The organism is Enterococcus saccharolyticus subsp. saccharolyticus (assembly GCF_029023825.1).
GTDB classification, from domain to species: Bacteria; Bacillota; Bacilli; order Lactobacillales; family Enterococcaceae; genus Enterococcus_F; species Enterococcus_F saccharolyticus.
This window is the reverse complement of the sequence record NZ_CP118957.1, coordinates 1,392,662-1,417,909: the sequence shown is the minus strand read 5'-3', so window position 1 is coordinate 1,417,909 and position 25,248 is coordinate 1,392,662. Positions and strand designations below refer to the sequence as shown.

Sequence of the window (25,248 nt, the reverse complement as noted above, 5' to 3'; positions counted from 1 at the left end):
GTGGATAGAATTAGTGTCAAAAGAATAGAAAACATTTACATTAGTTATTGACCCAGTCAATAAAATGAATTATAATAAATATTAAGTTGGAACATTGCCCTGCACCAGGAGGTGAGCACTTGATTGGATTAGAGTACATTTTAAACCTCTTTAATCTTCAGCATATAGAACTTGCAGAAAAACTTGGTATTAAAAAACAAAATATAAACATGTGGGTGAAAGGGCGACAGAACATTCCAAAAAAATATCTACCGATTTTAGAAGAACTTTTTGGAATTGATCAGTCCTATTTTGGACGTGAGCTTACAGAAATTGATCAGTTGGAGATTCAGAAGGAAAAGCTGAAAAGAGAGCTTAAGCCTGTAATCAAAAGGCAAGAGCAGCAGTTTTCTTTGGGTGAGATGAATGATCTCGTTGAAGTTCCCATTTACGATAAAGAAGAAATGAATGCCATCGAACGAGATATTGAAAAAGCGAAATTGGTATCAAGATTTAAGGCCGCAATGGATATAGTAGATAATAATCCATACTTAGAGACCTATAAACTCATCGTAGAACTACTTGAAAAAGTCCAGCATGAATCTGTTTTACACAAAACGATTGAAGCGTTGGCACACTATTACGAAGTCTTACCTGATTGGGTAAGTAGCGAACCAGAACAAGAAGGCTTTGAAGGTGAAATATTTGAAGTCTTTGATGATCATAACTATTAAACATTTGGAGGGAATATTAATGACTGAGAACACAGGAAACATTGGATTTGAAGAAACGCTTTGGAAAGCGGCTGATAAATTAAGAGGCAGTATGGATGCCAGTGAATATAAACACGTGGTACTGGGGCTTATCTTCTTGAAGTACATATCCGATAAATTCGAAACAAAATTTGACGCACTTATTGAAGAAGGTGCAGGCTTTGAAGAAGACCGAGATGAATACGAAGCAGAGAACATCTTCTGGGTTCCTAAAGAAGCGAGATGGTCTTTTATCAAGGATAATGCAAAAGATCCCAAAATCGGTCAGTTTATTGATGATGCCATGATTCTTATTGAAAAAGAGAATACATCCCTAAAGGGTGTACTGGATAAGCGTTATGCAAGACCCGAAATTGATAAGAGAAGACTGGGAGAACTGATTGACTTAATTTCAACGATAAAGCTTCATCAAAATGGAGAAAAGGACTTACTGGGTAGAGTGTATGAGTACTTCCTTGGACAGTTTGCCAGTGTTGAAGGAAAAGGCGGTGGAGAATTCTACACCCCTACTAGCGTTGTTAAGACCTTGGTTGACATGATTGAGCCATACCAAGGCAGAGTTTATGACCCTTGCTGTGGTTCGGGTGGTATGTTTGTGCAAAGTGAAAAGTTTGTGGAAGATCATCAAGGGAGGGTTGAAAACCTATCCATCTATGGTCAGGAAATGAATTCAACCACATGGAAGCTTTGCAAGATGAACCTAGCTATCAGAGGACTTGATGCAAATCTAGGACCACACCATGATGATACTTTCCATCACGATCTCCATAAAACATTAAAAGCAGACTTCATCCTTGCTAATCCGCCATTTAATATTAGTGATTGGGGTGGCAATCAACTTACAGATGATGTGAGATGGAAATTTGGTATTCCACCTGCAGGAAATGCCAACTATGCATGGCTTCAGCATATGGTTTATCATCTTGCACCTAATGGTAGCGCAGGAATTGTTCTTGCTAATGGATCACTAAGCACGAACACTTCAAACGAAGGTGAAATTCGGAAGAATTTATTGGAAGGGGATATGGTCGATGCTATAGTAGCTCTTCCCGATAAACTGTTCTATTCTACAGGTATTCCCGTATCGCTATGGATACTTAACAGAAACAAGAAGGATAATCCGAAGTACAGATCAAGAGAACACGAAGTCCTCTTTATTGATGCACGACAATTGGGAGAAATGATAGATAGAAGACACAGAGAGCTAACAGAGGAAGATATTAGTAAGATTTCTGAAACCTATCATGAATGGCGAAATATCGATGGGGAGTATGAAGATATCAAGGGTTTCTGTAAGTCCGCTAGTATCGAAGACATCAGAGAGCATGAATATGTGTTAACCCCAGGAAGATATGTTGGAATTGAAGATGTGGAAGATGACGGCATCCCATTTGATGAAAAAATGGAAAATATGACAGCTGAGTTGGCAGAACTCTTTGCTAAATCCCGAAAGTTAGAAGATGAGATCAGAAAGAATCTTGGAGGTATTGGCTATGAGTTTTAGTGAATGGAGAGAGTATAAACTAGAAGATGTAACCATAAATTACAATTCAAAACGGGTACCACTATCAAGTAAAGAAAGAGAATTAAGGCAAGGTAAGTATCCATATTATGGAGCCCAAGGAGTAATAGATTTTATTGATAAGTTTATTTTTGAAGGGCAGTATTTATTAGTTGCTGAAGACGGAGCAAACTTGGAGACAAGAAACGAAGATATTGCACGATTGACTAAAAACCAAGAACAATTTTGGGTGAATAATCATGCTCATATACTTAGATCAAATGAGAATTCAGATATCAGATATATTAAGTATTTCTTGAACAAATCGGATTTATCAGGGTATATCACTGGTTCGGCACAACCAAAATTAAATAAAGCAAATCTAAATAGTATAAGAATGGTTTTGCCGCCATTAGAAGAACAAAAAGCCATCGCCCATATCCTCTCAACTCTGGACGATAAAATCGAAGTCAACAACCAAATAAACAGAACCCTTGAGAATATGGCACAGACAATTTTCAAGCAATGGTTCGTAGATTTCGAATTTCCCAATGAAGACGGAGAACCATATAAGTCTAGTGGCGGCGAGATGGTTGAAAGTGAGCTTGGGATGATTCCTAAGGGGTGGGAAGTAGTGCAAATAGATTCGTTGTGTAGACATATAAAACCAGGTACGAACTATCAACCTAAAAGAATTGATCTTGGAATTCCATTCTTGAATGTAAGGAATATCAATAAGGGGCATATTGATGTTACAGATGTGAAATATATTTCAAAAGAAGATTTTGAAAATGTTCATAAGAGCTGGGTGCCAGAAGAAAATGATGTTCTTATATCAAGAATTGGAACACTCGGTCTAGTTGCTGTGATTCGCAAACGAGATTTACCAATTGCAGTACACTACAATTTTATAAACTTTAAAACTAAAGATGTATCATTTCAATTTTTTTATTTTACTTTGAAGTCAGATTTTTTTCAATCTCAGTATCATGGGATAAAAAAAGCTTCTGTACAAGAATATGTAACTCTTGACGAAGTGAAGAAACTAAAGCTAGTTTTTCCAACGAATAGAGAGATATTTAAAAATTTTGAAAAGAAGTTTATCGATATGTATGAACTTATTAATAATAAGCAGGAAGAAACAGAAAGCTTGATAAAAATAAGGGACTCTCTCCTCCCCAAACTTATGTCCGGAGAAATCAGGGTTCCACTTAATGAGGAAGGTGACGTATCATGAAGTTTGGCTTTAGAAAACCTAGTTTAAAGAGAAGAATCTCTGCAAGAACCAGCATCAAAAGACAGGTTGTGCACCGAGCAGGAATAAAGATGCCTAGGGGATATAGATTTCTGAGGAATCCTAAGAAAGCAGTTTACAACAAAGTATACAATCGGACATCCTTTGATATATTCAAGACACTAAAAAAGCTGTTCAAATAGTACGCATTAAAGATTAGTTAGATGAATGGAGAAGTGGAGGTGCGGGGTGATTAATAAAACAATAGAAATAAATCAAATAACTGCATTGGAAATGCAAATTGAAATGAAAGATTGTCTGGGAGGTGGTAGTGATGAGTAGTGTAAATGGTATTTTTACAGAGGCGATGCTTGAAGAAGCAGCTATTGAAATATTAGAAAGTCTTGGCTACGATTATGCCTTCGGTCCAGACATCTCTTTAGGTGGGGATTATGAGGAGCGAAAAGATTATCGTGAGGTGATCCTTTCACATAGAGTTAAAGATGCACTCTTTAAGATCAATCGTGATATTCCAAGGGAAGCACTTGATGATGCTTATCGTCAACTGATCACATTCAACAGCCCAATGCTGGAAGAAAACAATCGATATTTTCATCAGTTAATGACAGAAGGGATAGAAGTATCCTTTAATGAAGGTGGCCACATTCGCACCAAAAGAGCCTATATTATAGACTTTGAAAATATGAGCAATAATGAATTCGTGGTCGTTAATCAATTTACTATTATAGAAAATGAAGAAAGAAGACCGGACCTTATCGTCTTTGTGAATGGACTGCCACTTGTGGTCATTGAGTTAAAGTCTGCGAGTGATGAAAATGTAGGGATTGAGGGTGCCTATAATCAGATTCAGACTTACAAGAGAGATATTCCTTCGCTATTTAATTACAATGCTTTTTGTGTAATCTCAGATGGAATCAATGCAAAAGCTGGAACTATTACTTCCAATGAAGAGTGGTTCATGAACTGGAGAACCGTTGATGGCGAGAATATTGCACCTTTATCTGAGCCTCAGTATGAAGTGCTGTTGGGTGGCATGTTCCAAAGAGAAAGATTATTAGATATTATTCAAAACTTCATTCTTTTCCAGGAGTCGAAAGAAGCGGAGAAGGATTTTGAAGGCAAGAGAATAGGGGATAAAAAATCCATCATTAAAATTCTAGCAGCCTATCATCAGTACTTTGCTGTTAAGAAAGCGATTGAAAAAACAAAAGAAGCGACAAAGGAAGACGGCGATCGTAAGATCGGTGTTGTTTGGCATACACAAGGTTCGGGAAAGAGCTTTTCTATGGTGTTTTATACCGGTGGACTTGTGAGAGAACTGAATAATCCAACCATCGTGGTTATAACTGATAGAAATGACCTGGACGATCAGCTTTTCACAACCTTCTCTAAATCAAAAGATATCCTGCGTCAGACTCCAAAACAAGCAACAGTAAGAAAACTTTCAGATAGCCAGAGAACGAATTATGTGGGTGGTAATAGCACTGAGGTTAATGGGCTTTATGACCTTTTAAATGATAGAGAGTCTGGTGGGATTATCTTCACCACCATTCAAAAGTTCAAACCAGAAGATGGCGAGATGCTAGTACTCACTGATCGTAAGAATGTCATCATCATCGCAGATGAAGCCCACAGAAGCCAATACGGATTAGAGGCCAAAGTGGATTCTAAAACCGGTGAAGTGAATTATGGTTATGCTAAATACTTAAGAGATGCACTACCTAATGCGTCTTTTATCGGCTTTACAGGGACACCGATTGATCTTGAAGATCGATCTACTGTAGCCATATTTGGTCATACCATCGATACATATGACATGACCCAGGCGGTAGAAGATGAAGCAACGGTTCGGATTTATTATGAAAACCGCATTATTAAACTGGAAACAGATGAAGAAGAGCTGACAAAAATTGATGATGAGTTTGAAGAGATCACAGAAGGTCAGGAAGAATTTGAGAAGGATAAAAACAGAGCCAAATGGTCCAGAATGGAATCCATTGTGGGTTCTCCAAACAGAGTCAAAAAGCTTGCTGAAGATATCGTCAATCATTACGAAGAAAAAGCAAAGAGCATCGATGGTAAAGCCATGGTTGTTTGTATGAGTCGAAGAATCTGTGTTGAGCTTTATGAGGCGATAACAGCACTGAGACCTGATTGGCATCATGATGATATTGATAAAGGGAAAATAAAAGTTGTTATGACTGGTAGTGCTGCAGATAATGAAAAGCTACAGAAGCATCTAGGAGGTAAACAGCGTAGGGATTTATTGGCCAAACGTATGAAGGACAATAGTGACGAACTTAAAATAGTGATAGTTCGTGACATGTGGCTCACTGGATTTGATGTGCCATCTATGCATACCATGTATATTGACAAGCCAATGAAGGGGCATAACCTGATGCAAGCAATTGCAAGGGTTAATCGCGTCTTTAAAGAGAAATCAGGCGGTGTAGTGGTTGACTATATCGGGATTTTAGAAAGTTTAAAGAGCGCCTTAAAACAATACACCAATACGGATCGTCAAAATACCGGTATTGATACCGATGTTGCGGTTGCTGTTATGCTTGAAAAACTGGAAATATTAAGAGACATGATGCATGGCTATGATTACTCAAAATATATGGGCAACTCTCAAGTGGAAAGAATGAGAACTATTGTGGGTGGTATGGACTTTATACTTGGGAAGAAAGAAGAAGACCAAAAGGAATTTAAAAAGACAGCTCTTGAATTAGGAAAGGCTCATGCACTATGTGCTGCAACTGATAAAGGGAAAGAAAAGGCTCTTGAAATCAGCTATTTTAAAGCAGTTAAAGCCAGCCTTGTAAAACTAAAGGAAAAAGAAAATACACCCCTATCAAAAAGAGAAGTGGAAGCAAGACTTCATCAAATGCTGGAACGCTCCATCATCTCAGAAGATGTTATTGATGTATTTGATGCTATGGGAATCAAGAGGCCTGAGATTTCAATCCTTTCTGAAGAGTTCTTAAAAGAAGTTCAGGAAATGAAACAGAAAAACTTAGCAGTGGAAATGCTGAAGAAACTATTAGAAGGTAACATCAAAACCATGGAAAAGAGAAATCTTGTGAAGTCCGAAAAATTCTCTGAAAGGCTGACGAAGGCTCTAAACAAGTATCGAAATCAAGCACTTACAAATGCTGAAGTCATTGAAGAGCTTATACGAATGGCCCATGACATTAAAAAAATGCGTGAGGAAGAGGCAGAACTGGGTCTAAGCGACGATGAAATTGCTTTTTATGATGCACTGACAGCGGATGATATCGTTAAAGAACTCATGGAAGATGAAACGCTTAGGAAAATCGCTCATGAATTAACTTTGGCTATAAGAAATAATATCACCATTGATTGGAGTGTTCGAAAAAGTGCAAGAGCGAGCATGAGACGTGTAATTAAGAGGCTTCTTAGCAAGTATGACTATCCACCAGATCAAGCATTAAAAGCGATGAATATTGTCATGAGGCAAGCAGAGAAAATGGCTGGAAATGTTTATGAAGAAGTTATCTGGTCCGACAGAGTTGCAGAAGAGCCTGGGAAATTCACAACGGATTGATGAAAGGATTGAACATTATAGGTAGTGATAAACCTTTAAACTAAGGTTAGGAGGAATGGGTTTTGAGAGAACTATTATTAAAAATATTAGATGAGTACAATAGTGCAAAAAAAGAATCATTTAAGGCGCATCAATTAGCAAATTACCTAAGAGTCAATTCTGGTCAAATTATTGAAAAGGAAGCGTCTATTGATACTTTAAAATACAAAGTTGAAGGATCTCCTGGAAAAGGCAATTGGGCGGATATTCCGTGGATTGCTATTTTTGATAAAGACATTACAATGACTGCAACCAAAGGTTATGACATTGTGTATCTATTTTGTGCCGATATGAGTGGCGTATATATTTCACTTAATCAGGGCTGGACGTATTTCAAAGAAAAATATGGAATTAAAGAGGGACGAAAAAAGATTGAGCAGGTATCAAGTGCATGGAAAAATATATTATCATCGACATTAACTGATTTTTCCTATGATTCGATTGATCTTAGAATTAAAAACAATAATTTGGCAGAAGGATACGAATTGGGCCATATTTGCGGAAAATTTTATGATATTAATGATATACTAAGTGATAAAGAATTGATTCAGGACTTGCAGAAATTACTGGGTGTATATAGAGAATTAAAAGGTAGATTAAGAGAATCCTCAATCGAAAAAACAAACGACTATTTGATAGTAAACTCCGATCTGGGACTATTTGAAAAAGTAGAAGATGCAGATGATTTAGATGGTATTGAAAGCAGTATTGAAAACTATACTAAGTCATTGCTTGAAAGAGAAGAGTGTCCAACATCTTTTGTTGCAAAAGACCAAAAACCAAGAGAATTTGTTGCTAAAAAAACCGATTTTTTAAAGAAGGCAAAAAATCAAAAGAAACTTGGTTATGCTGGTGAATTAATGGTTTTAAATTATGAATTTGATTTATTAAATAAGAATGGTAGAGCAGATCTAGCACAAAAAGTAAAACATATTTCTGAAGATGAAGGTGATGGAGCAGGTTACGATATTTTATCATATGAGCTAGATGGCCGAGAGAAACATATTGAAGTTAAAACTACAACAGGTGATAGTGACACTCCTTTTAATATTACAGATAGTGAACTAGAATTTTCTGGGCTACAAGATTCAAATTACTATCTCTACAGAGTTTATGAATTTAATAAAGAAAAAAATCAAGGGAAGTTTTATTACATTAAAGGTCATTTAAGTAACAAATTATGTCTTAGACCTCAAAATTATATTGTTAATGGATTGCTAAATGTGGAGTAAAAAACGTATTATTAAAAATTGTGCCATCTAATGGAGGTTCTATGAATAAAAGAGTTGAAGATCAAATTATTGAATTTATTAAAGAGAGAAATTGGGAGCAATTTCATACTCCAAAAAATTTATCAATTGCAATAGGTGCAGAAGTAGGTGAACTCCTTGAGTGCTTCCAATGGAAAACTGATAAAGAGATAGATGATATGATTGATACGAATGATACACAAGCTGTTGCAGATGAAATAGCTGATATTTATACTTATCTTATTAGTCTGTGCAGAAGTATGAATATAAATTTGGATGAAGCGGTCATAAATAAATTGGGAAAAAACAACCAGAAGTATCCAGTTGAAAAGAGCTTTGGAAATTCGAAGAAGTACACAGAACTATAATTAACGGAGGGAATTATATGGCAGAAATAAAATACGAAATTAAAGAAACTGTGGGCACTCTTTCAGAAAACAATAAGGGCTGGTCAAAGGAACTGAATTTAATCAGCTGGAATGACAGGGAACCTAAATATGACATCAGAGATTGGGCACCTGAACATGAGAAGATGGGCAAGGGTGTAACCTTAAGTGCAGACGAACTTAAGAAACTAAGGGATTTACTGAATGAAATAGAACTTTAAGGAGGGGGAGATCATGTACAGTATTAAAGGTAAGCAAGCCGCTAGAATAGAACCGGTCACTTTTTCAGAACTAAATATGACAGAAAATGACATAGAAGAAATTTTAAGAAACAGCATTGATATGATCTGTGATGAAGAGGAATCTATGCTTATTGTTGGCAGGCAAGTTAGAAATGAAAAGAACGGAAGAAGTGATTTGACTGCGGTAGATAACAGCGGAAATATTGTGCTTATTGAAATTAAGAGAGATCGCAAGGATATTGAGCATCGCAGAGAAGCTTTTGAGTTTCAGGCAATAAGATATGCTGCGAGCTATGCAACAATTGAAAAGACCGACGATTTAGTAAAAAAAGTTTATGCTCCATACATTGAAAAATATAGAAGTGAGTTTGAACTTGGAGAGTTAACTTCATTTGAACTTGGTATTCGTAAGTTGAATGAATTCCTTCAGGTCAATGATGCACAGAAAAATTTCAATGAAAAGCAAAGAATTATTCTGGTGGCATCTGATTTTGATGAACAAACGTTGTCTGCAGTTGCTTGGCTAAATAGTAACAATGTTGATATGAGTTGTTATAGACTAACACCGTATAAGCTGAATGAAGATTTATTTTTCTATGTAGAAAAGCTACTCCCAGTTACTAATTATGATGATTATTATGTGAATCTTATGGATAAATCGCTCATTGCAACAGCATCTGGAGAAAAGAAAATTATACGTAGGTCTCTACCGAAAATAGATTTAATGCTTGAATGGGGTGTTGTTAAAGAAGGAGACATTATAGTTGCTAAAGGGAGGGAAGATGAGGGGCGGCTTCTTTCCAATGGCAATGTAATGGTCAACGGAGAAGAAAAGTCTATGCAAGCATGGTTGAAAGAGATTTATGGATGGTCTAGTGTTCAGACTTATGTTTTTGCTGTACATAAAGAAACTGGAAAAACTCTGTCTCAGATTCGTGAAGAATATATTGGATAGGCTACAATAAACTAGACAGAAAAGATAAGGTGTGTAAACTATAAGAAAACACACTGGAGGAATCATGTTATGTCGCAAAGAAGAGAACGCAGAACATATACGCAAGAATTTAAACAACAAATGGTCGATTTACTAAACTCTGGAAAACCAAGGGCCGACATCATCAGAGAATATGAACTAACACCATCGTCTTTTGACAAATGGGTCCGTCAGGCAAAAAAGACAGGTTCATTCAAAGAAGCCGATAATCTGACCCCAACGAAAAAAGAGCTTATAGCCTTACGCAAACGAAACCAACAACTTGAGATGGAGAATGATATTTTAAAGCAAGCAGCGCTGATATTCGGACGAAAAGACAAGTGATTGATGCAAACAAGCATACATGTCAGATATTGAACTAACTAAAGTAGAGAAACTCCTAGATGTGTTTTTTGATCCAGATTTCAAGCCTGATAGGAGAGTTGAAATATCTCAAAGCGTTATAACCGATGAGGAACAAAGTCTTGATAAGTCAATCCAGGAAGTGAAAAATAAACTGAATACTGAGCAGTTTGAGAAGCGAATAGAGCAGTTTAAGCAATCGAAGAAACCTAAAAACGGATAACGCACCATATTTGGTGCGTTATCCGTTTTTTATGGTATAATGAAATTAAATATGAGGAGGTCTTTATCTATGATTGGAGACAATATCAAATCACTACGCCATACACACGATTTAACACAACCAGAATTTGCGAAAATGGTCGGGATTTCACGCAATAGCCTGAGTCGTTATGAAAATGGGACCAGTACGGTTTCAACAGAGCTTATCGACCGTATTTGTCAGAAATTTAATGTCTCTTATATCGATATTGTAGGGGAGGACAAGATGTTAACACCTGTTGAAGATTATCAATTGACTTTAAAAGTAGAAGTGATAAAAGAACGTGGAGCAGCCATTTTATCGCAGCTCTATCGATATCAAGATAGTCAGGATATTGCTTTTGATGATGAAGCCAACCCTTGGATTCTCATGAGTGATGATTTGGCTGAATTAATCAATACGAAAATTTATTTAGTTGACACCTTCGATGAAATTGAGCGTTACAATGGCTATTTAGACGGTATAGAGCGAATGTTAGACATGGTGCATCATCGGGTGGTGGCTTAATGAGATTGGAAGAATTTAGTGAGGAAGAGTTTCAGAAGGCCTTGCAGCGAACCATTCGGGCCTTAACCCGAGGAAAGACGATTCCAGGTCAACCGAAAGCTATCTTGCTTGGTGGACAAAGCGGGGCAGGTAAGACAACGATACATCGTATCAAGCAGAAGGAATTTCAAGGTAATATCATTATCATCGATGGTGACAGCTACCGTTCTCAGCATCCCAATTACTTAGCCCTGCAAGAAAAGTATGGCAAGGACAGCGTGGACTATACCAAGGGATTTGCAGGAAAAATGGTAGAACAGTTGGTTGATGAACTCAGCACGCAAGGCTATCATTTGCTGATTGAAGGGACTTTGCGTACCACTCAAGTTCCTCGTCAGACTGCTCAATTATTAGCTTCTAAAGGTTACCAAGTTTCTTTAGCTGTAATTGGTACCAAATCAGAGCTTTCTTATCTCAGCACCTTGATTCGTTACGAAGAACTTTATGCCATCGATCCCAATCAGGCCAGAGCAACACCAAAAGAACACCACGATGGGATTGTTGAGAACTTGGTTGATAACTTGAGGGAGTTAGAAAGTGAGAAACTCTTTGAACAAATTCAAATTTACCAAAGAGATAGGGCTTGTATCTATGATTCTGAAACTGATAAAGATTCCGCAGCAGAAGTTCTTCAAGACTGCCTCTTCGGAGAATGGAGTAAGGTCGAGGAGGAGATGTTGAAGTTAGGTCGGGAACGGTTAGTTAAACTGAATAATAAGAATTTGCTGGAGAGTAACTATGGAATTTAAAAAGTTAGTAATTGAAAACTTTCGTAATTTTAGTTCTATTGAAATTGACTTATCAAATAAAAATGTGATATTCGGGATGAACGATTCGGGAAAAACAAATCTTTTATTTGCAATAAGATATTTGTTAGATAGAAGTATCAGAAATAAAGGTTTTATTAAATCAGATTATCATAAACATGATATTAGTAAACTGTTGATATAGATGATTCAATCAATCAAAAGTTTATTGAGATATCAAACCGACAAGCATCATTCAATAATATGAGTACAGATGAAAAACTTGCAGAGATAGCAAATTTAATAGAAAGTTTATTAAAGAAGAACGGTAAGTTTCTTACACTTGATTATTCTACGACTTGTTTTGATTATATACTTGGAAATAAATAAACAAGTCCCAAAATATGTTATGAAAGGAGTATCTGAATGTCGAAGAAGGATTGCAAACAAGATATCAGGAAATGTTCTCATAATACTTCCTCACACATTCATCATCACAGACATGAGCCAAATTCAAAGAATTCATGTATCTGTGTTGTACCAATCTTTAATCATCTTGAAGCAGAGCAGATGGAAGAAATAATGAAAGTCATGAAGTCCATTTCATATAAAAAAGGTGAAGTGCTTTATCGAGAAGGAGATACATCTAATGTCTTATATGTTGTAAGTAAGGGTAAAATTAGAATCTACCGTTTATCTGAGTCTGGAAAAGAGCAATTATTGAGAATTTTAAATCCAGGAGATTTTACAGGAGAATTAGCTCTGTTTCGTGAATCAATCCATGAAGCGTATGCAGAAGCAATGATTGATACCAATGTATGTGTGATTAGCAAAAATGACTTACAAGAATTTTTATTAAAGTACCCTACGATATCTTTGAAGATCTTAGCTGAGTTTTCTAACCGACTGGAAATATCAGAAAAACAAACAACCAGATTTGTCACCGAAAAAGTGGCGGCTAGATTAGCGTTGTTTCTTGGAGAGTGTACAGATGGCGGAGTTAGTCCAATAGAAATTGAATTACCGATGAGTAAAAAGGATTTAGCCTCTTATTTAGGAACGACGCCAGAAACGATCAGTAGAACGTTGGTTGATTTTGAAGATGCAGGTTATATAAAGCAAAAAAGAAACAGAAAGATTGAGATTTTAGATTTAGATGGTTTGTTGCTGATATAGCAGATAATCTTAAAATAAAAAATAGAACAGTTGGTATTAAGTTAAAAATACTAACTGTTCTATTTTTCTGCGTAAAAAGAACAAACTTGATGTAGATCAAGTTAATATCTTTTAATCCCTTATATAATGTAATCAACCCAAAGAAAAAGAAAGAAGGAAAAAGCATGTCGAAAAAATTAGATTTTAATCAAGTCAAGGAAACAGATTTAGAAACATTGGCACAGTATGTACCAATTGTAGCAAGAGTTCATGGCGGCAATCATCCAGAATTTCACCAAGTTCGTGAAGTATATGATAAGCTTGCAAAAAAATTAAAAGATACAGGAAGTGGAAAACCTGATTTAGTAGATGAATTTGCAAAGTTACGTAAAATTACAGACAATTATACAGTTCCAGATGATGTTTGTGAAAGCTATGAAGCTGTATATAACCTGTTGGCAGAATTAGATAAAGCATATGAATCATAAAAGAAACAAGTGATACAATTAATAAAAATCATAATAGGAAGGAGTATGTATATGCAAAAATTAATTTTAGGAAGAAAGAATCATATTACAATAGTAAGTGCAATTTTAATAATAATTGCATATGTTAGTAAATTAGGATTTCAAAACGAACCTATAGCTATATGGTCACTAATAATTGCCTCCGTTTTAGGAGTTATACCGATTGCTATCCAAGCGTATCAAGCATTGAAGGTCAAAGTTGTCAGTATCGATGTTTTAGTTACTATTGCAGTTATCGGAGCTTTTATAATCAAGAACTATGAAGAATCGGCAATCGTTACGTTCTTATTTCTATTTGGAGCTTATTTAGAACAAAGGACACTTAATAAAACACGTTCTGCAATAAAAGAATTAACTGAAATGGCGCCAGAAGTTGCTCTAAAGCAACTGAAAAATGGTGAGTTTGAAGAAGTCGAAATAGAAGAGGTTGATGTCGGTGATATTTTACTTGTTAAAACGGGCGCAAAAATTCCAGTTGATGGTACAGTGTTGACAGGAGAAGGGCATATTAATGAAGCAAGTATTACAGGTGAAGCAGTTCCAGTAAGCAAAAAGAAAGATTCAGGAGTATATGCTGGAACAATTTTAGAAAATGGCACACTGCAAATCACAGCTGACCGTGTAGGTGAAGACACTACTTTTGGTAAAATCATTGAGTTAGTGGAAGAAGCACAGGATTCAAAATCAGAGGCAGAACGCTTTATTGATAGATTCTCTAAATATTATACCCCTACTGTTTTAGGTCTCTCTTTTATTGTAGGGCTCATTTCAAGGGATATTGAACTTGCAATCACGATATTAGTTTTAGGATGCCCAGGAGCATTGGTAATCGGTGTCCCTGTTTCAAATGTTGCAGGTATTGGTAATGGAGCACGTCATAGTGTTCTTCTAAAAGGTAGCGAGGTAATTAGTGATTTTAGCAGACTAGACACCATGGTATTTGACAAAACTGGAACATTAACAATAGGAAATCCTAAAGTAGCGGATAAAGAAATTTATGCAGATAATGTAGACGAAGTATTAGCTTATCTGTCAAGTGTTGAAAAGGAATCCGATCATCCATTAGCAAAAGCGGTTGTGGAATATATTGGAGATACAAAATCATATACCGTTGAAAAAACGGTGGTTGTCAAAGGCGGAGGAATTGTAGCTCATGTAGAAGGTCATAGAGTTGCGGTCGGGAATGTCGCATTGATGGAACAAGAAAATGTTCTTTTAAGTGAAAAAGTTCGAGGAGATATTGCCAGATTCGAGGAGAATGGAAATTCACTGGTTCTAACATCCGTTGATGGTGAATTAAAGGCATTGATAGGAATTCGTGATCAAATTCGTCCTGGTGTCAAAGAAAATCTTCAACAGCTGAAAAAACTTGGTGTTAAAAATCTAGTCGTTCTTTCAGGTGATAATCAAGGAACCGTGGATTTGGTGGCGCGTGAACTTGGACTCACCGAAGCCCACGGGCACATGTTGCCGGAAGATAAATCAGCATATATTAAAGCACTGCAAGAAAGAGGTCAAATTGTTGCATTTGTTGGGGACGGAGTAAATGATAGTCCTTCACTAGCTCTAGCACAAATAGGAATTGCTATGGGAAGTGGAACAGATGTAGCCATTGAAACTTCAGATGTTGTTTTAATGAACTCTGATTTCAGCCGCTTGCCACATGCACTAGGTTTAACAAAAGCAACAGCTAATAATATGCTTCAAAATATAATTATTGCAGTAGGAGTTGTATTAGTCCTGCTTGCCAGCGTATTCTTTAGTGAATGGATGAATATGTCAATCGGTATGTTAGTACACGAAGCGAGTATATTAGTAGTAATTCTAAATGCTATGAGACTTCTTCGCTATAAATTATGAAAATAAAATTTTCGTAAAATTTTTAATCTAAATCAATTTAAAATAGATAAATATATCAAAGGAGAAATGAAATATGCAAAAAGCAACGATTCAATTAGAAACATTAACTTGTCCATCTTGTATGCAAAAAATAGAAAACGGTGTGAAATCCTTAGAAGGGGTAAATAAAGAGAGCGTAAAGGTACTATTTAATTCAAGCAAGGTAAGAGCAGAATTTGACGATGAAAAAGTATCGATAAAAGATATCGAAAATTCTATTGATAAATTAGGATATGAAGTACTAAAATCCCAAGTAAAAAAAATTTAAAGTGGCGAATCAGTTAAGTCTGTATAGTAGAAGTCGTTGAATGATTATCTTTATACTTTTGTTGATAATGTACTTTAATACTTAGTTCCATTTCGCCATTTAGAGTAGAGTAAATTAGGACGAAGGTACGTGCGCAAACAATGTTTTCTGTGTTATTTTTTACGAAATGATTATATACTACTTACAGCTTCTATGAAACGCAATTGAGATTTAGTTTTGTAAAAGTCTGTGAATATCCGTATAGATCTAGTTACGGCCAAACTTTTGTAAGATAAGTTTGGGCATAAAATGCCTAAAATTACAAAAGGGCGGCCTTTAAATATTGCCAAGAAAATCAAAGTGAAGTTGATACTGAAGCGCCGTTCAGCACGCACGCCAAGGAACTCAATTGTTCGACCATACATACGCCAAAGAATTTTGATATCCTTCTTTGTAATGCTATTTTTGGCTTTTAACATCCATTCGCTCCCATGCTTGTCATCACTTAAGCACTTGATCAAAGGTATTATGTAATGAATACATACAAGGTTCAATCTTGGATATGTTTCCTCAAAGGGAATGTCTCATAAAAATATTCAGCCTTCTAATTTTCGACAGATACGTGGGTTTCTCAACACACGTCGAGACTATTACGTTGCTACAAAAGAAAAACTTTTAGAAATCCTTTATTTCAAGCTGTTTTACAAGTATATTAATTTCACTTCTGAAGGTGGAAAAATAAGAAATAAAGTGCTTAAAGACCACTACAGAGTTTCTGTATGGTCGACCTAGTAAGTGGGAATACAAAAAATTGAATTATATATATGGGAGAAAGACGTTCATTTCAGAGCGTCTTTTTTTGTTTTTACGAATAAAAATATAAAATAACAAATCGCAAATTTTATAATAAAAAGCAGATAATTTAATATCTAATTATATTTGTGCTAGAATTTACTTATCAACTGATAAGTAAAAAGGAGAATTTTATGTTTTTAGCTATAAGAGAAATTAAACATTCTAAGTTACGTTATTTTTTAGTGATAGGTGTCATGTTTCTAATCGCCTATCTTGTCTTTTTTTTGACTGGCTTAGCATACGGATTAGCACAAGATAATCGAAACGCAGTAGATCAGTGGAAAGCAGATAATATTTTAATTGCCGAAGACGCTAACGATAATTTAAATATGTCAATGTTTCCTATTAAAACTTATGAGGAAGTCAACGCAGAAGAAAAAGCGATTCTTGCGCAACTCCCTGCTGTTGTTTCAAAAAAAGGAACAAAAGAGACAATTAACGCTATCTTTTTTGGCATTTCACCTGATCAATTTTTAGTTCCTAAAATTGAAACAGGAAGAATGTTTGAAACAAAAAATGAATCAGTCGTTGATGATAGTCTAAGAAATCAATATGGTTTACAAATTGGCGATCAATTAAAGGTATCTGGAAGTAATACAGAAATAACAATAGTTGGGTTTATAGAAAATGCTAAATTCAATGTTGCACCAGTCTTCTATATTTCTATGGAGACATACCAAGAAATTCGTTTTGAAAGCGTAAATCAGCCCGAAGATGTATCAATTAACGCAATTGTAACGAAAGGTAAAGTCAGTAATCTGCCTGATAACTTAGAGAAAATATCTATTGCTACATTTATCAATAATTTGCCTGGTTATAACGCACAAGTGCTAACATTTGGTTTTATGATTGGTTTTTTAATTATCATTGCTGCCATTGTAATCGGCATTTTTATTTATGTTTTAACGATGCAAAAAACTGACATTTTTGGGGTGATGAAAGCACAAGGAATTTCGAGTAATTATATTGCTAGATCAGTCATTTCACAGACCTTTATATTAGCATTTTTAGGTGTAGGAATAGGATTATTGGCTGCTACTGGCACGTCTTATCTCCTACCAGCTCAAGTACCTTTTGAAACAAATAGTAGTTTTTTAGCAGCAATTAGTAGTTTGATGGTACTCTTTGCTATCTTAGGTGCATTTTTTTCTGTACGAGCAGTAGTAAAAATTGATCCTTTAAAGGCTATTGGATAGGAGTGAAAAATATGAGTGCAATTGAATTTCAGCAAGTGAAAAAAATTTTTAAAGATGGGGCAAATACAATCGAAGCCTTAAAAGAAACCAATTTTTCTGTCGAGAAAGGTGAATTTGTTGCAATAATTGGTCCATCAGGATCTGGAAAAAGTACTTTTCTAACGATTGCGGGCGGATTACAATCTCCTAGTAAAGGACGAGTATTAATTAACAATCAATCTTTTAGTGATAAAAAAGAAAAAGAACGTGCAAAAATACGATTTAAAGAAATTGGTTTTATTTTACAAGCTTCAAACTTGATACCTTTTTTAACCGTACAAGATCAATTAGTTTTAGTGGACAAGGTTCGCAAAAAAAAACATATAGAAAATCAATTGTTTCAAGATTTAGGTATTGAAAAATTAGTTAATAAATATCCTGAAGAATTATCTGGAGGTGAACGGCAACGAGTGGCCATCGCTCGTGCGCTGTATCATGATCCGTCTATTATCTTAGCAGATGAACCCACAGCCAGTTTGGATACAGAAAAAGCATACGAAGTAGTAGAAATACTGGCGAATGAAACGAAACAAAAACAAAAAGCCACCATCATGGTCACTCATGATTTAAGAATGACTGATTTTTGTGACCGTGTGTTTATTATGAAAGATGGTATATTGACTAGAAGGGAAAAACTATGAAAAAAATAATCGTTATAGGAGCTGGCGTAGCAGGGCTCTCAGCTGCAGTTCGTTTACAAAAATTAGGATACAATGTTCATCTATACGAAAAAGAGCATCAACCTGGTGGGAAAATGAATCAAATCAAACAAGGTGGTTTTACGTTTGATGTTGGGCCAACCATTGTGATGATGCCTGAAATTTATCGCGAAATTTTTGAATTTTGCGGAGAAAATCCCGATCACTACATTCCAATGGAAAAAGTAGATCCTATGTTAAAATTATTCTTTCGCAATGAAGATCCATTAGCTTTTTCTAACGATTTAGTAGAATTAACACAATCATTAGAATCTATATCCGAGGAGGACGCAAAAGGTTACTTTGCTTTTTTAGCAAGTATTTATCAAAGATATTTGATTGCCAAAAAGCATTTTATTACAAGGTCCTTTCGAAATTTTTGGGATTTTTACAATCCAAAGTCGTTATATGCAGGTTTACGCTTGAAAACATTTAGTGATGCTTATTCGTCTATTTCAAAATTTGTTAAAGACGAGCGTTTAAGAAAAACTTTGGCGTTTCAAACTTTATATATTGGTGTTTCACCTTACCAAGGTCCCTCTTTATATACAATTATTCCTATGATTGAGTTATTTTATGGAGTTTATTTTATTAAGGGTGGTATGTATACCTTAGCAACTTCAATGAACCAATTATTTAAAAAACTTGGAGGTGTTTGTCACTATGGGGAACCTGTTGATGAGATAGTTATTGAAAATAAAACAGCAATAGGAGTTAAAGTGGCTGGCCAGTTTATTGAAGCAGATTCCATCGTTTGCGGTGCTGATTTTCCTTACGCTATGCAACATTTGATTCCAAATGAAAAGCAACGCGGAAAATATACGAATAAAAAAATTGCTAATATGGATTATTCTTGCTCCTGCTTTTTGCTTTACTTAGGGTTGGATAAGAAGTATCCCGACAATACATTGCATAGTATCTATTTTGCAGATGATTTCAAAAAAAATATTGATGATTTATTTGAAGATGGCGTCTTACCCGATGACCCATCATTTTATTTGTATCGACCATCTTTAATGGATGATACGTTAGCTCCAGAAAATCAAGAAGGATTATATGTTTTAGTACCAGTGCCAGAATTATCTAAATATCAAAACTGGTCAGAAGATAGTATACAATTATTCCGTAATCGAATCATTGAATTAATTAAGGAGCGTTCGGTATTTAAAGACATTGATGAGCATATTGTCATGGAAACTTATTATACGCCAAAAGAGTTTGAAAAAAATTTCAATGCCTATTATGGTGCAACATTTGGTTTAAAACCAACATTAGCTCAAAGTAATTACTATCGTCCGCATAACAAGTTTAATTATGCTAACAATCTTTATTTTTGTGGTAGTAGTACCCATCCAGGAGCCGGTGTTCCCATTGTTATGCAAAGTGCAAAACTGGCAGTAGAGGAGTTAGTTAGAGATGAAAATTAATCAGCAAAATATTTTTGAAGATCGCAAACAAGCATTTAAAATTTGCGAACAAACTATCAAACAACATTCAAAGTCTTTCTATGCAGCTTTTTCTCAACTACCAAAAAAGAAAGCTCAAAGTATTTATGCAATTTATACATTCTGTCGAGTAGCTGATGATATAGTAGACGAAGAGAAAGATGCTCAAAAATTACAACAACTTTTTCAAGAATTAGAATTATTTGAAGCAGGATCAGTTCCCAATCATCCAATGTGGCTAGCCTTAGAGGCCGTTTTTAGTGAATTTCCAATGGATATCCGCCCCTTTTATGATATGTTAATAGGACAACGAATGGATTTGAATTTTCAACAGCCAAAAACACAACAAGAACTATTAGATTATGCCTATTATGTAGCTGGTAGTGTAGGGTTAATGCTTCTACCTGTGCTATCTCCTACCCCAACTAAAATTATCACACCTGCAAAAAAATTAGGCGAAGCAATGCAGTTGACGAATATTTTGCGAGATATTGGAGAAGATTATCGTTTAGGTAGAATTTATCTTCCGAAAGAAGATATGCTTCGTTACCAAATTACAACAACACATTTAGAAAAACAAATTATATCAGACAATTTTATTAATCTTTGGGAAGCACTAGCAAAAAAAGCAGAAAAACTGTATAATGAATCCTTAGAAATGATTCCTTTTATTGCAAATGACGCACGTCACGCACTCTTAAGTGCACTTATGATTTACAAAGAATTACTCCCTGAAATTAGAAGAAACCACTATAATATTTATGAAAAGAAACACGTGGTTAGTACTCGTAGAAAAATTGAGTTAATTCATGCATTAAAAAGAAACATGTAAAATTAAGAATTCAGGTGATTTTATGTATGAAGAAATTTTAGATGTAGCCGAACAGCTATTCATGACTCAAGGATATCAAGCTACATCTACCAGACAAATCACACAAATTTTGGGCGTAACACAACCGACAATTTACTATCATTTTAAAAAGAAGGAAGATATTTACTATCAAGTTATGTTGCGTTTATCAAATGACGTAGAGATTAACTTAAAAAAAATTGCAAACGCGTCAAATTCTGCCTTAGAGATAAAATTATTAGAGATGGTTGAATTTTTAAAAGCTAAGCATCCTTTTAATTTATTTGTAATGATGCATGATATACAGCATACAGTATCTAAAGAAACTTCTATGAAACTGTATCAATTGTTTTTAAAATCTTATAAATCTCCGTTTATCCAGCTACTACAAGAAAATAAAAATCATCTACAACATTCAGTGGATATTGATTTTGCAGTAAGTCAATTATTTATATTGATGGCAGCATACTTAGATAGCACGGATAGAAGTGAAGATTTCTCTAAAAGAATCTATTTATACTTACATGGGATATACCAGTCCGAATAATAAATCCAAATAAGAGGCTATGTACATATAACCTTTTATTTGGATTTATCTTTGTTTCCCAATTAAACAGAATTTTCAGTAAGTATAAATGGTTAAAAAAAACTTATCACACTATTTAATCAAGTTCTTCAAAAAAAGGCTGATAGCTATCATCAACAATATATTCTACGTATTCTGTAGTTAAGACTTCTTTCTTTTGAGAATCATTTGTAAATACGTCAACTTCAAACCATTTTTTTGGATTTTTAATGTTAATATGCCGAATATCTTCCCAAAAAATTTTTTGATTATCTATAATAAGATAATCGTCAGACACTTCACCTAAAAAGAAACCCGTAACATTGTCTACAAGACGACCAAATCCATCCCTGCTATTTAGCTGAATCTCCACTTCTTTCGAATAGGTGAATGATTCAACTAACAACAAGTCAATCTCTTCTTGAGACATTTGTTCAAAAGGTTGATTGTCCTTTACAGCAAATTCTTCGTTTGTATGAATATTGGTCATCAACTCTTCCATTGCAAAAGCTGTGCCCCATTTTAAAGCAAATGGACGATCATGATAGTCATTGTATTCATGAAATTCCTTTTTCGTTCGTTTTTGATTGGCTATCATGTGTATTCACTCCTTCAATACCTGCCAAACCTCCTGCATGTCCTCCAACCAGATTAGAACGTGCAATAGCACGACCTCTGTCAAAGGACGATGGTGTTAGTTCATATTCTCTGATGATGTCGGCTCTTGGTTTCCCCCGAATTTAATGAGTCGACCATTTGTTGTTTAAATTCTTGCATGTAGGTTCTGCGTTCTCTTCTTTGCGACATGAAATGATTCTTCCAGTGTGTTTTCTGATAGTTTACACACCTTATCTTTTCTGTCTAGTTTATTGTAGCCTATCCAACTCATATTTTTAAAATTAAAGGTAGACAAAAGAATATCTATTTGGTACATTATTATTAATTCCATAAATAGACAGGTTGGGCGTAAGCTTTCAAGACATACTTTCCAAGGGTGAGGAAAGTCTTGATTGCTTATGCCTTTTTTGCGTTTTTATGAGAAAAAGAAAGGATGGAGATGCATGAAGTTTTATCAAAAAGGAAAAAAGGAATTAATCGAAAAGTACCAAGTAGACTTAGAGAATGGTCTTACAGATACTAAAGTAGCTAGTTTGAGAGAAAAATATGGAGAAAATCGATTACCAGAAGACAAGGAAGATCCTTATTGGAAAGTATTTTTGAAGAACTTTAAGGAGCCGATTGTCATTGTATTGATGGGTGCAGTTGTTTTATCATTATTAAGTGCGTTTTATTCGATTCAAATTCAAGGGGATTTAAAACATGGGAGAGAATCGTTATACGAAGCAGCAGCAGTAATTATTTTAATTATCGTCAATGCGTGTTTGGGATTTTGGCAAGAAATTAGTGCACGGAAAAGCCTAAATTCTTTAAAAGAAATGAATAGTAGACAAGCCATGGTTTTACGAAATGGAGACTGGCAAAAAGTAGATGTAACGGATGTTGTTGTAGGTGATTTAGTTAAGGTTATTGTAGGAGATTTTGTGGAAGCGGATGTTCGTTGGATAACTACAGATGAATTACAGGTGATTGAATCTCATTTAACAGGTGAAGCAGATGCGATTCAAAAAAATACCAAGACTATTTTAGAGAATGTTGAAGTCGGTGATCGGAAAAATATGGGATTCTCTGGTTCAACAGTTTCGAATGGACAAGGTATCGGTCTGGTTGTAGCAGTAGGTTCTGAAACAGAGTTGGGAAATATTGCTCAATTGATTCAGTCAGTTGCATCTAAACCTTCGCCATTACAAAATACTGTTAATAAATTAACAAAAACATTAATGTTAATTTCAGCCGGTGTTATTGTATTTACATTTATCACAGGAATTATTCAAGCAGGCGATCTTAGCTTTGAATCTATTGGCTCAGTTTTATCAACTTCTATTGCACTTGCAGTAGCATCGATTCCAGATGCACTTCCTGCTGTTTTATCAATTGTGCTAACGATTGGCGCTACTAAAATGGCTAAAAATAATGGGCTAATTAAATCCCTTTCAAGTGTTGAAACATTAGGAGCTACTTCTTATATTTGCTCCGACAAAACCGGAACATTAACAAAAAATGAAATGACAGTGGTTAAATTCTATAGTAATGGCTATTACTATAATGTTTCGGGATTAGGATATGAGCCTGTTGGTACAATTGAGCCAATAGAACACTCGAAAGAAGTTAGTATAAATGAGTTTTTGACAGGTGCAGTTTTATGTAATGATGCCAAAATTCAAGAAGTGCAAGGTAGCTACAAACCTTTAGGGAATCCTACTGAGGTTGCATTAACTGTTCTTGGATTGAAAGCTGGTATTCGTAAAGAAGAAATGTTGGATAACAAAGAAATTGTTCGCACACTGCCATTTACTAGTAGCCGCAAAATGATGAGTGTCATTGTTAAAGAAAATAATATCTATACACTTTATACAAAAGGTGCACCTGATGTTTTAATTGAAAAAAGTCGAGGAGTTCTAATTGATAATCAGATAAATAGTGAGGTGAAAATTAAAAATCAATTTACACGCACTGTCGAAACATATGCCGAGCAGGCGCTTCGAACGCTAGCTGTGGGGTATCGAGAATTAACAAAAGATGAAGCAGATAACGGCACTATAGAAGACTTGGAACAAGATTTAGTGATCACAGGTGTTGCAGGCATCATTGATCCTGCTCGTGAAGAAGTAAAAGAGTCTGTACAAACACTGAAACAAGCAAATGTTGAAGTAGTCATGATTACAGGGGATCATGAAAAAACAGCCAAAGCAATTGCACTAGATTTGGGTATTGTAGAACAAGTAACGGCTCCAGTAATTAAAGGGATAGAAATTGAAGAAATGACTGATGATGAGTTGTTTCGTAATGTAAAAACGACAAATATTTATGCTAGAGTTTCTCCTGAACATAAACAACGAATTGTAAAGCAATTACAAAAACATGGACAAATTGTTGCAATGACTGGAGATGGTGTGAATGATGCACCAGCACTTAGAGCAGCAGATATTGGTATTGCAATGGGGATTGCTGGTACAGAAGTGACAAAAGATTCTGCAGATTTGATTTTGTTAGATGACAAATTTACAACTATCGAGCAATCAGTTCAAGGTGGTAGAACCATTTATGCGAATATCAAGAATTTTATGCGTCACGAACTTACAACGAATGTAGCTGAAGTGTTAGCTTTACTTATTGGATTGATTTTCTTTACACAATCTGTTGGAAATGTTTCTGCTGCGACGCCAACACTAACTGCATTAATGGTTTTATGGGTGAATATGATTAGTGATGCTGTCCCATCATTTGCATTAGGATATGATGTCTCTGAATCGGATATTATGAAAGAAAAGCCTAGAAATCCAAATGAGTCAGTATTAGCGAACTATACTTGGTCAAGAGTGTTAATCCGAGGAATCTTTATGGGGGTGTTGGTGTATTTCGCCTTCCTTTGGGCAGCTTATCAAGGTTTGAGTAGTAATCAAGCGCAAACGGTCGCATTTTTAACGTTGGTTTATGGTCAATTGTGGCATGTGTTTGATGCGCGTAGTGCCAAAACATTATTCCGTAGAAATCCTTTTGAGAATAAATATTTAGTTGCTGCAGTAATATTCGCAGGTATTTCTTCATTTTTAGTTACAATTATTCCATTTTTCAACGTTGTTATGGGAACAGCACCATTGACAATGAATATCTATCTATTGGTGTTGTTTCTTCCCGCTTTACCAACACTTATCTTATCAGGTATTAAGGAATTATTTGGTATTAAAATTTGGTAATTCCTTTATTTGACAATATTAGTAATGGACAGTTAGAAGAAATATAATTCTTGAATAAAGGTGAAAGAAGGTTA

The 25,248-nt window shown here is 35.2% G+C and carries 23 protein-coding genes, 3 pseudogenes and 1 other annotated feature; of the genes and pseudogenes, 23 read left to right on the top strand and 3 right to left on the bottom strand.

The window, feature by feature from the left end:
* Window positions 1-119 precede the first annotated feature (119 nt).
* The 17 genes and pseudogenes from PYW32_RS07385 (at window position 120) to PYW32_RS07300 (ending at window position 15,732) form a co-directional block, all read left to right on the top strand.
* Window positions 120-713: a helix-turn-helix domain-containing protein gene (locus PYW32_RS07385; RefSeq protein WP_016174957.1), complete on the top strand. Its 594-nt coding sequence runs from the start codon at window positions 120-122 to the stop codon at window positions 711-713.
* A gap of 19 nt (window positions 714-732) precedes the next feature.
* Window positions 733-2,256, top strand: a complete 1,524-nt coding sequence (locus PYW32_RS07380) for a class I SAM-dependent DNA methyltransferase (protein ID WP_016174958.1) — start codon at window positions 733-735, stop codon at window positions 2,254-2,256.
* Complete coding sequence (locus PYW32_RS07375; RefSeq protein ID WP_016174959.1) at window positions 2,246-3,490, top strand: restriction endonuclease subunit S; 1,245 nt, start codon at window positions 2,246-2,248, stop codon at window positions 3,488-3,490. Before PYW32_RS07380 ends, PYW32_RS07375 begins: the two co-directional genes overlap by 11 nt.
* 331 nt (window positions 3,491-3,821) lie before the next feature.
* Entirely contained in the window at window positions 3,822-7,076 is a 3,255-nt protein-coding gene (locus tag PYW32_RS07365) for a type I restriction endonuclease subunit R (protein WP_016174960.1), read from the top strand.
* Between the two features lie 62 nt (window positions 7,077-7,138).
* Window positions 7,139-8,347: an MrcB family domain-containing protein gene (locus PYW32_RS07360; RefSeq protein ID WP_016174961.1), complete on the top strand. Its 1,209-nt coding sequence runs from the start codon at window positions 7,139-7,141 to the stop codon at window positions 8,345-8,347.
* 41 nt (window positions 8,348-8,388) lie between these two features.
* Window positions 8,389-8,733, top strand: a complete 345-nt coding sequence (locus PYW32_RS07355) for a nucleotide pyrophosphohydrolase (RefSeq protein WP_016174962.1) — start codon at window positions 8,389-8,391, stop codon at window positions 8,731-8,733.
* 17 nt (window positions 8,734-8,750) lie between these two features.
* Window positions 8,751-8,972 carry a YdbC family protein gene (locus PYW32_RS07350; protein ID WP_016174963.1) on the top strand — a complete coding sequence of 74 codons (222 nt, stop codon included), beginning with the start codon at window positions 8,751-8,753 and terminating at the stop codon, window positions 8,970-8,972.
* 13 nt (window positions 8,973-8,985) lie between these two features.
* Window positions 8,986-9,948: a hypothetical protein gene (locus PYW32_RS07345; protein ID WP_016174964.1), complete on the top strand. Its 963-nt coding sequence runs from the start codon at window positions 8,986-8,988 to the stop codon at window positions 9,946-9,948.
* A gap of 69 nt (window positions 9,949-10,017) precedes the next feature.
* Window positions 10,018-10,340: pseudogene (locus PYW32_RS07340) on the top strand (transposase); the annotation flags it as partial.
* Window positions 10,331-10,552, top strand: a pseudogene (locus tag PYW32_RS07335) (hypothetical protein); the annotation flags it as partial. The pseudogenes PYW32_RS07340 and PYW32_RS07335, both read left to right, overlap by 10 nt.
* Window positions 10,553-10,621: 69 nt before the next feature.
* The gene (pezA, locus tag PYW32_RS07330; protein WP_016174966.1) at window positions 10,622-11,098 is read left to right on the top strand and encodes a type II toxin-antitoxin system antitoxin PezA; all 477 of its coding nucleotides are present in this window, start codon (window positions 10,622-10,624) and stop codon (window positions 11,096-11,098) included.
* Entirely contained in the window at window positions 11,098-11,886 is a 789-nt protein-coding gene (gene pezT, locus PYW32_RS07325) for a type II toxin-antitoxin system toxin PezT (protein WP_016174967.1), read from the top strand. Before pezA ends, pezT begins: the two co-directional genes overlap by 1 nt.
* Window positions 11,876-12,088, top strand: coding sequence for an AAA family ATPase (locus PYW32_RS07320; protein ID WP_016174968.1), 213 nt, complete (start codon window positions 11,876-11,878; stop codon window positions 12,086-12,088). Before pezT ends, PYW32_RS07320 begins: the two co-directional genes overlap by 11 nt.
* A gap of 221 nt (window positions 12,089-12,309) precedes the next feature.
* Window positions 12,310-13,059 carry a Crp/Fnr family transcriptional regulator gene (locus PYW32_RS07315; RefSeq protein ID WP_016174969.1) on the top strand — a complete coding sequence of 250 codons (750 nt, stop codon included), beginning with the start codon at window positions 12,310-12,312 and terminating at the stop codon, window positions 13,057-13,059.
* 164 nt (window positions 13,060-13,223) lie between these two features.
* Window positions 13,224-13,526, top strand: coding sequence for a hypothetical protein (locus tag PYW32_RS07310; protein ID WP_016174970.1), 303 nt, complete (start codon window positions 13,224-13,226; stop codon window positions 13,524-13,526).
* A gap of 51 nt (window positions 13,527-13,577) precedes the next feature.
* Entirely contained in the window at window positions 13,578-15,425 is a 1,848-nt protein-coding gene (locus tag PYW32_RS07305; protein ID WP_016174971.1) for a heavy metal translocating P-type ATPase, read from the top strand.
* A gap of 73 nt (window positions 15,426-15,498) precedes the next feature.
* On the top strand, window positions 15,499-15,732 hold the full coding sequence (locus PYW32_RS07300; RefSeq protein ID WP_016174972.1) for a heavy-metal-associated domain-containing protein: 234 nt from the start codon (window positions 15,499-15,501) through the stop codon (window positions 15,730-15,732).
* A gap of 170 nt (window positions 15,733-15,902) precedes the next feature.
* Here the strand turns inward: PYW32_RS07300 and PYW32_RS07295 are convergent, their stop codons facing one another.
* Window positions 15,903-16,190, bottom strand: coding sequence for a hypothetical protein (locus PYW32_RS07295; protein ID WP_016174973.1), 288 nt, complete (start codon window positions 16,188-16,190; stop codon window positions 15,903-15,905).
* Window positions 16,191-16,697: 507 nt separating this feature from the next.
* Between PYW32_RS07295 and PYW32_RS07290 the strand changes: the two genes are divergently transcribed.
* Genes PYW32_RS07290 through PYW32_RS07270 form a run of 5 tightly spaced genes read left to right on the top strand, consistent with a single transcriptional unit; the run spans window position 16,698 to window position 21,341 of the window.
* Window positions 16,698-17,762: an ABC transporter permease gene (locus PYW32_RS07290; protein WP_016174974.1), complete on the top strand. Its 1,065-nt coding sequence runs from the start codon at window positions 16,698-16,700 to the stop codon at window positions 17,760-17,762.
* 11 nt (window positions 17,763-17,773) lie between these two features.
* Window positions 17,774-18,442 (top strand): ABC transporter ATP-binding protein, encoded by a 669-nt coding sequence (locus tag PYW32_RS07285; protein WP_016174975.1) that lies wholly within the window; start codon window positions 17,774-17,776, stop codon window positions 18,440-18,442.
* Entirely contained in the window at window positions 18,439-19,926 is a 1,488-nt protein-coding gene (locus tag PYW32_RS07280) for a phytoene desaturase family protein (protein ID WP_016174976.1), read from the top strand. The genes PYW32_RS07285 and PYW32_RS07280 overlap by 4 nt, the downstream gene beginning before the upstream one ends.
* Window positions 19,916-20,776, top strand: coding sequence for a phytoene/squalene synthase family protein (locus PYW32_RS07275; protein WP_016174977.1), 861 nt, complete (start codon window positions 19,916-19,918; stop codon window positions 20,774-20,776). Before PYW32_RS07280 ends, PYW32_RS07275 begins: the two co-directional genes overlap by 11 nt.
* A gap of 22 nt (window positions 20,777-20,798) precedes the next feature.
* A complete protein-coding gene (locus tag PYW32_RS07270) occupies window positions 20,799-21,341 on the top strand; it encodes a TetR/AcrR family transcriptional regulator (protein WP_016174978.1) in 543 nt (180 codons plus the stop codon).
* 115 nt (window positions 21,342-21,456) lie between these two features.
* Here PYW32_RS07270 and PYW32_RS07265 read toward each other — a convergent pair whose 3' ends face one another.
* Window positions 21,457-21,957 carry a hypothetical protein gene (locus PYW32_RS07265; RefSeq protein WP_016174979.1) on the bottom strand — a complete coding sequence of 167 codons (501 nt, stop codon included), beginning with the start codon at window positions 21,955-21,957 and terminating at the stop codon, window positions 21,457-21,459.
* Window positions 21,958-22,033: 76 nt separating this feature from the next.
* Window positions 22,034-22,166, bottom strand: a pseudogene (locus PYW32_RS07260) (transposase); the annotation flags it as partial.
* A 151-nt stretch (window positions 22,167-22,317) separates the two neighbouring features.
* Window positions 22,318-22,363 (top strand) — a sequence feature (sodium ion sensor (DUF1646 type); this cis-regulatory element may regulate processes involved in with the transportation of sodium ions).
* A 57-nt stretch (window positions 22,364-22,420) separates the two neighbouring features.
* Between PYW32_RS07260 and PYW32_RS07255 the strand changes: the two are divergent.
* The gene (locus PYW32_RS07255) at window positions 22,421-25,174 is read left to right on the top strand and encodes a cation-translocating P-type ATPase (protein WP_016174980.1); all 2,754 of its coding nucleotides are present in this window, start codon (window positions 22,421-22,423) and stop codon (window positions 25,172-25,174) included.
* The last annotated feature ends 74 nt before the right edge of the window (window positions 25,175-25,248 follow it).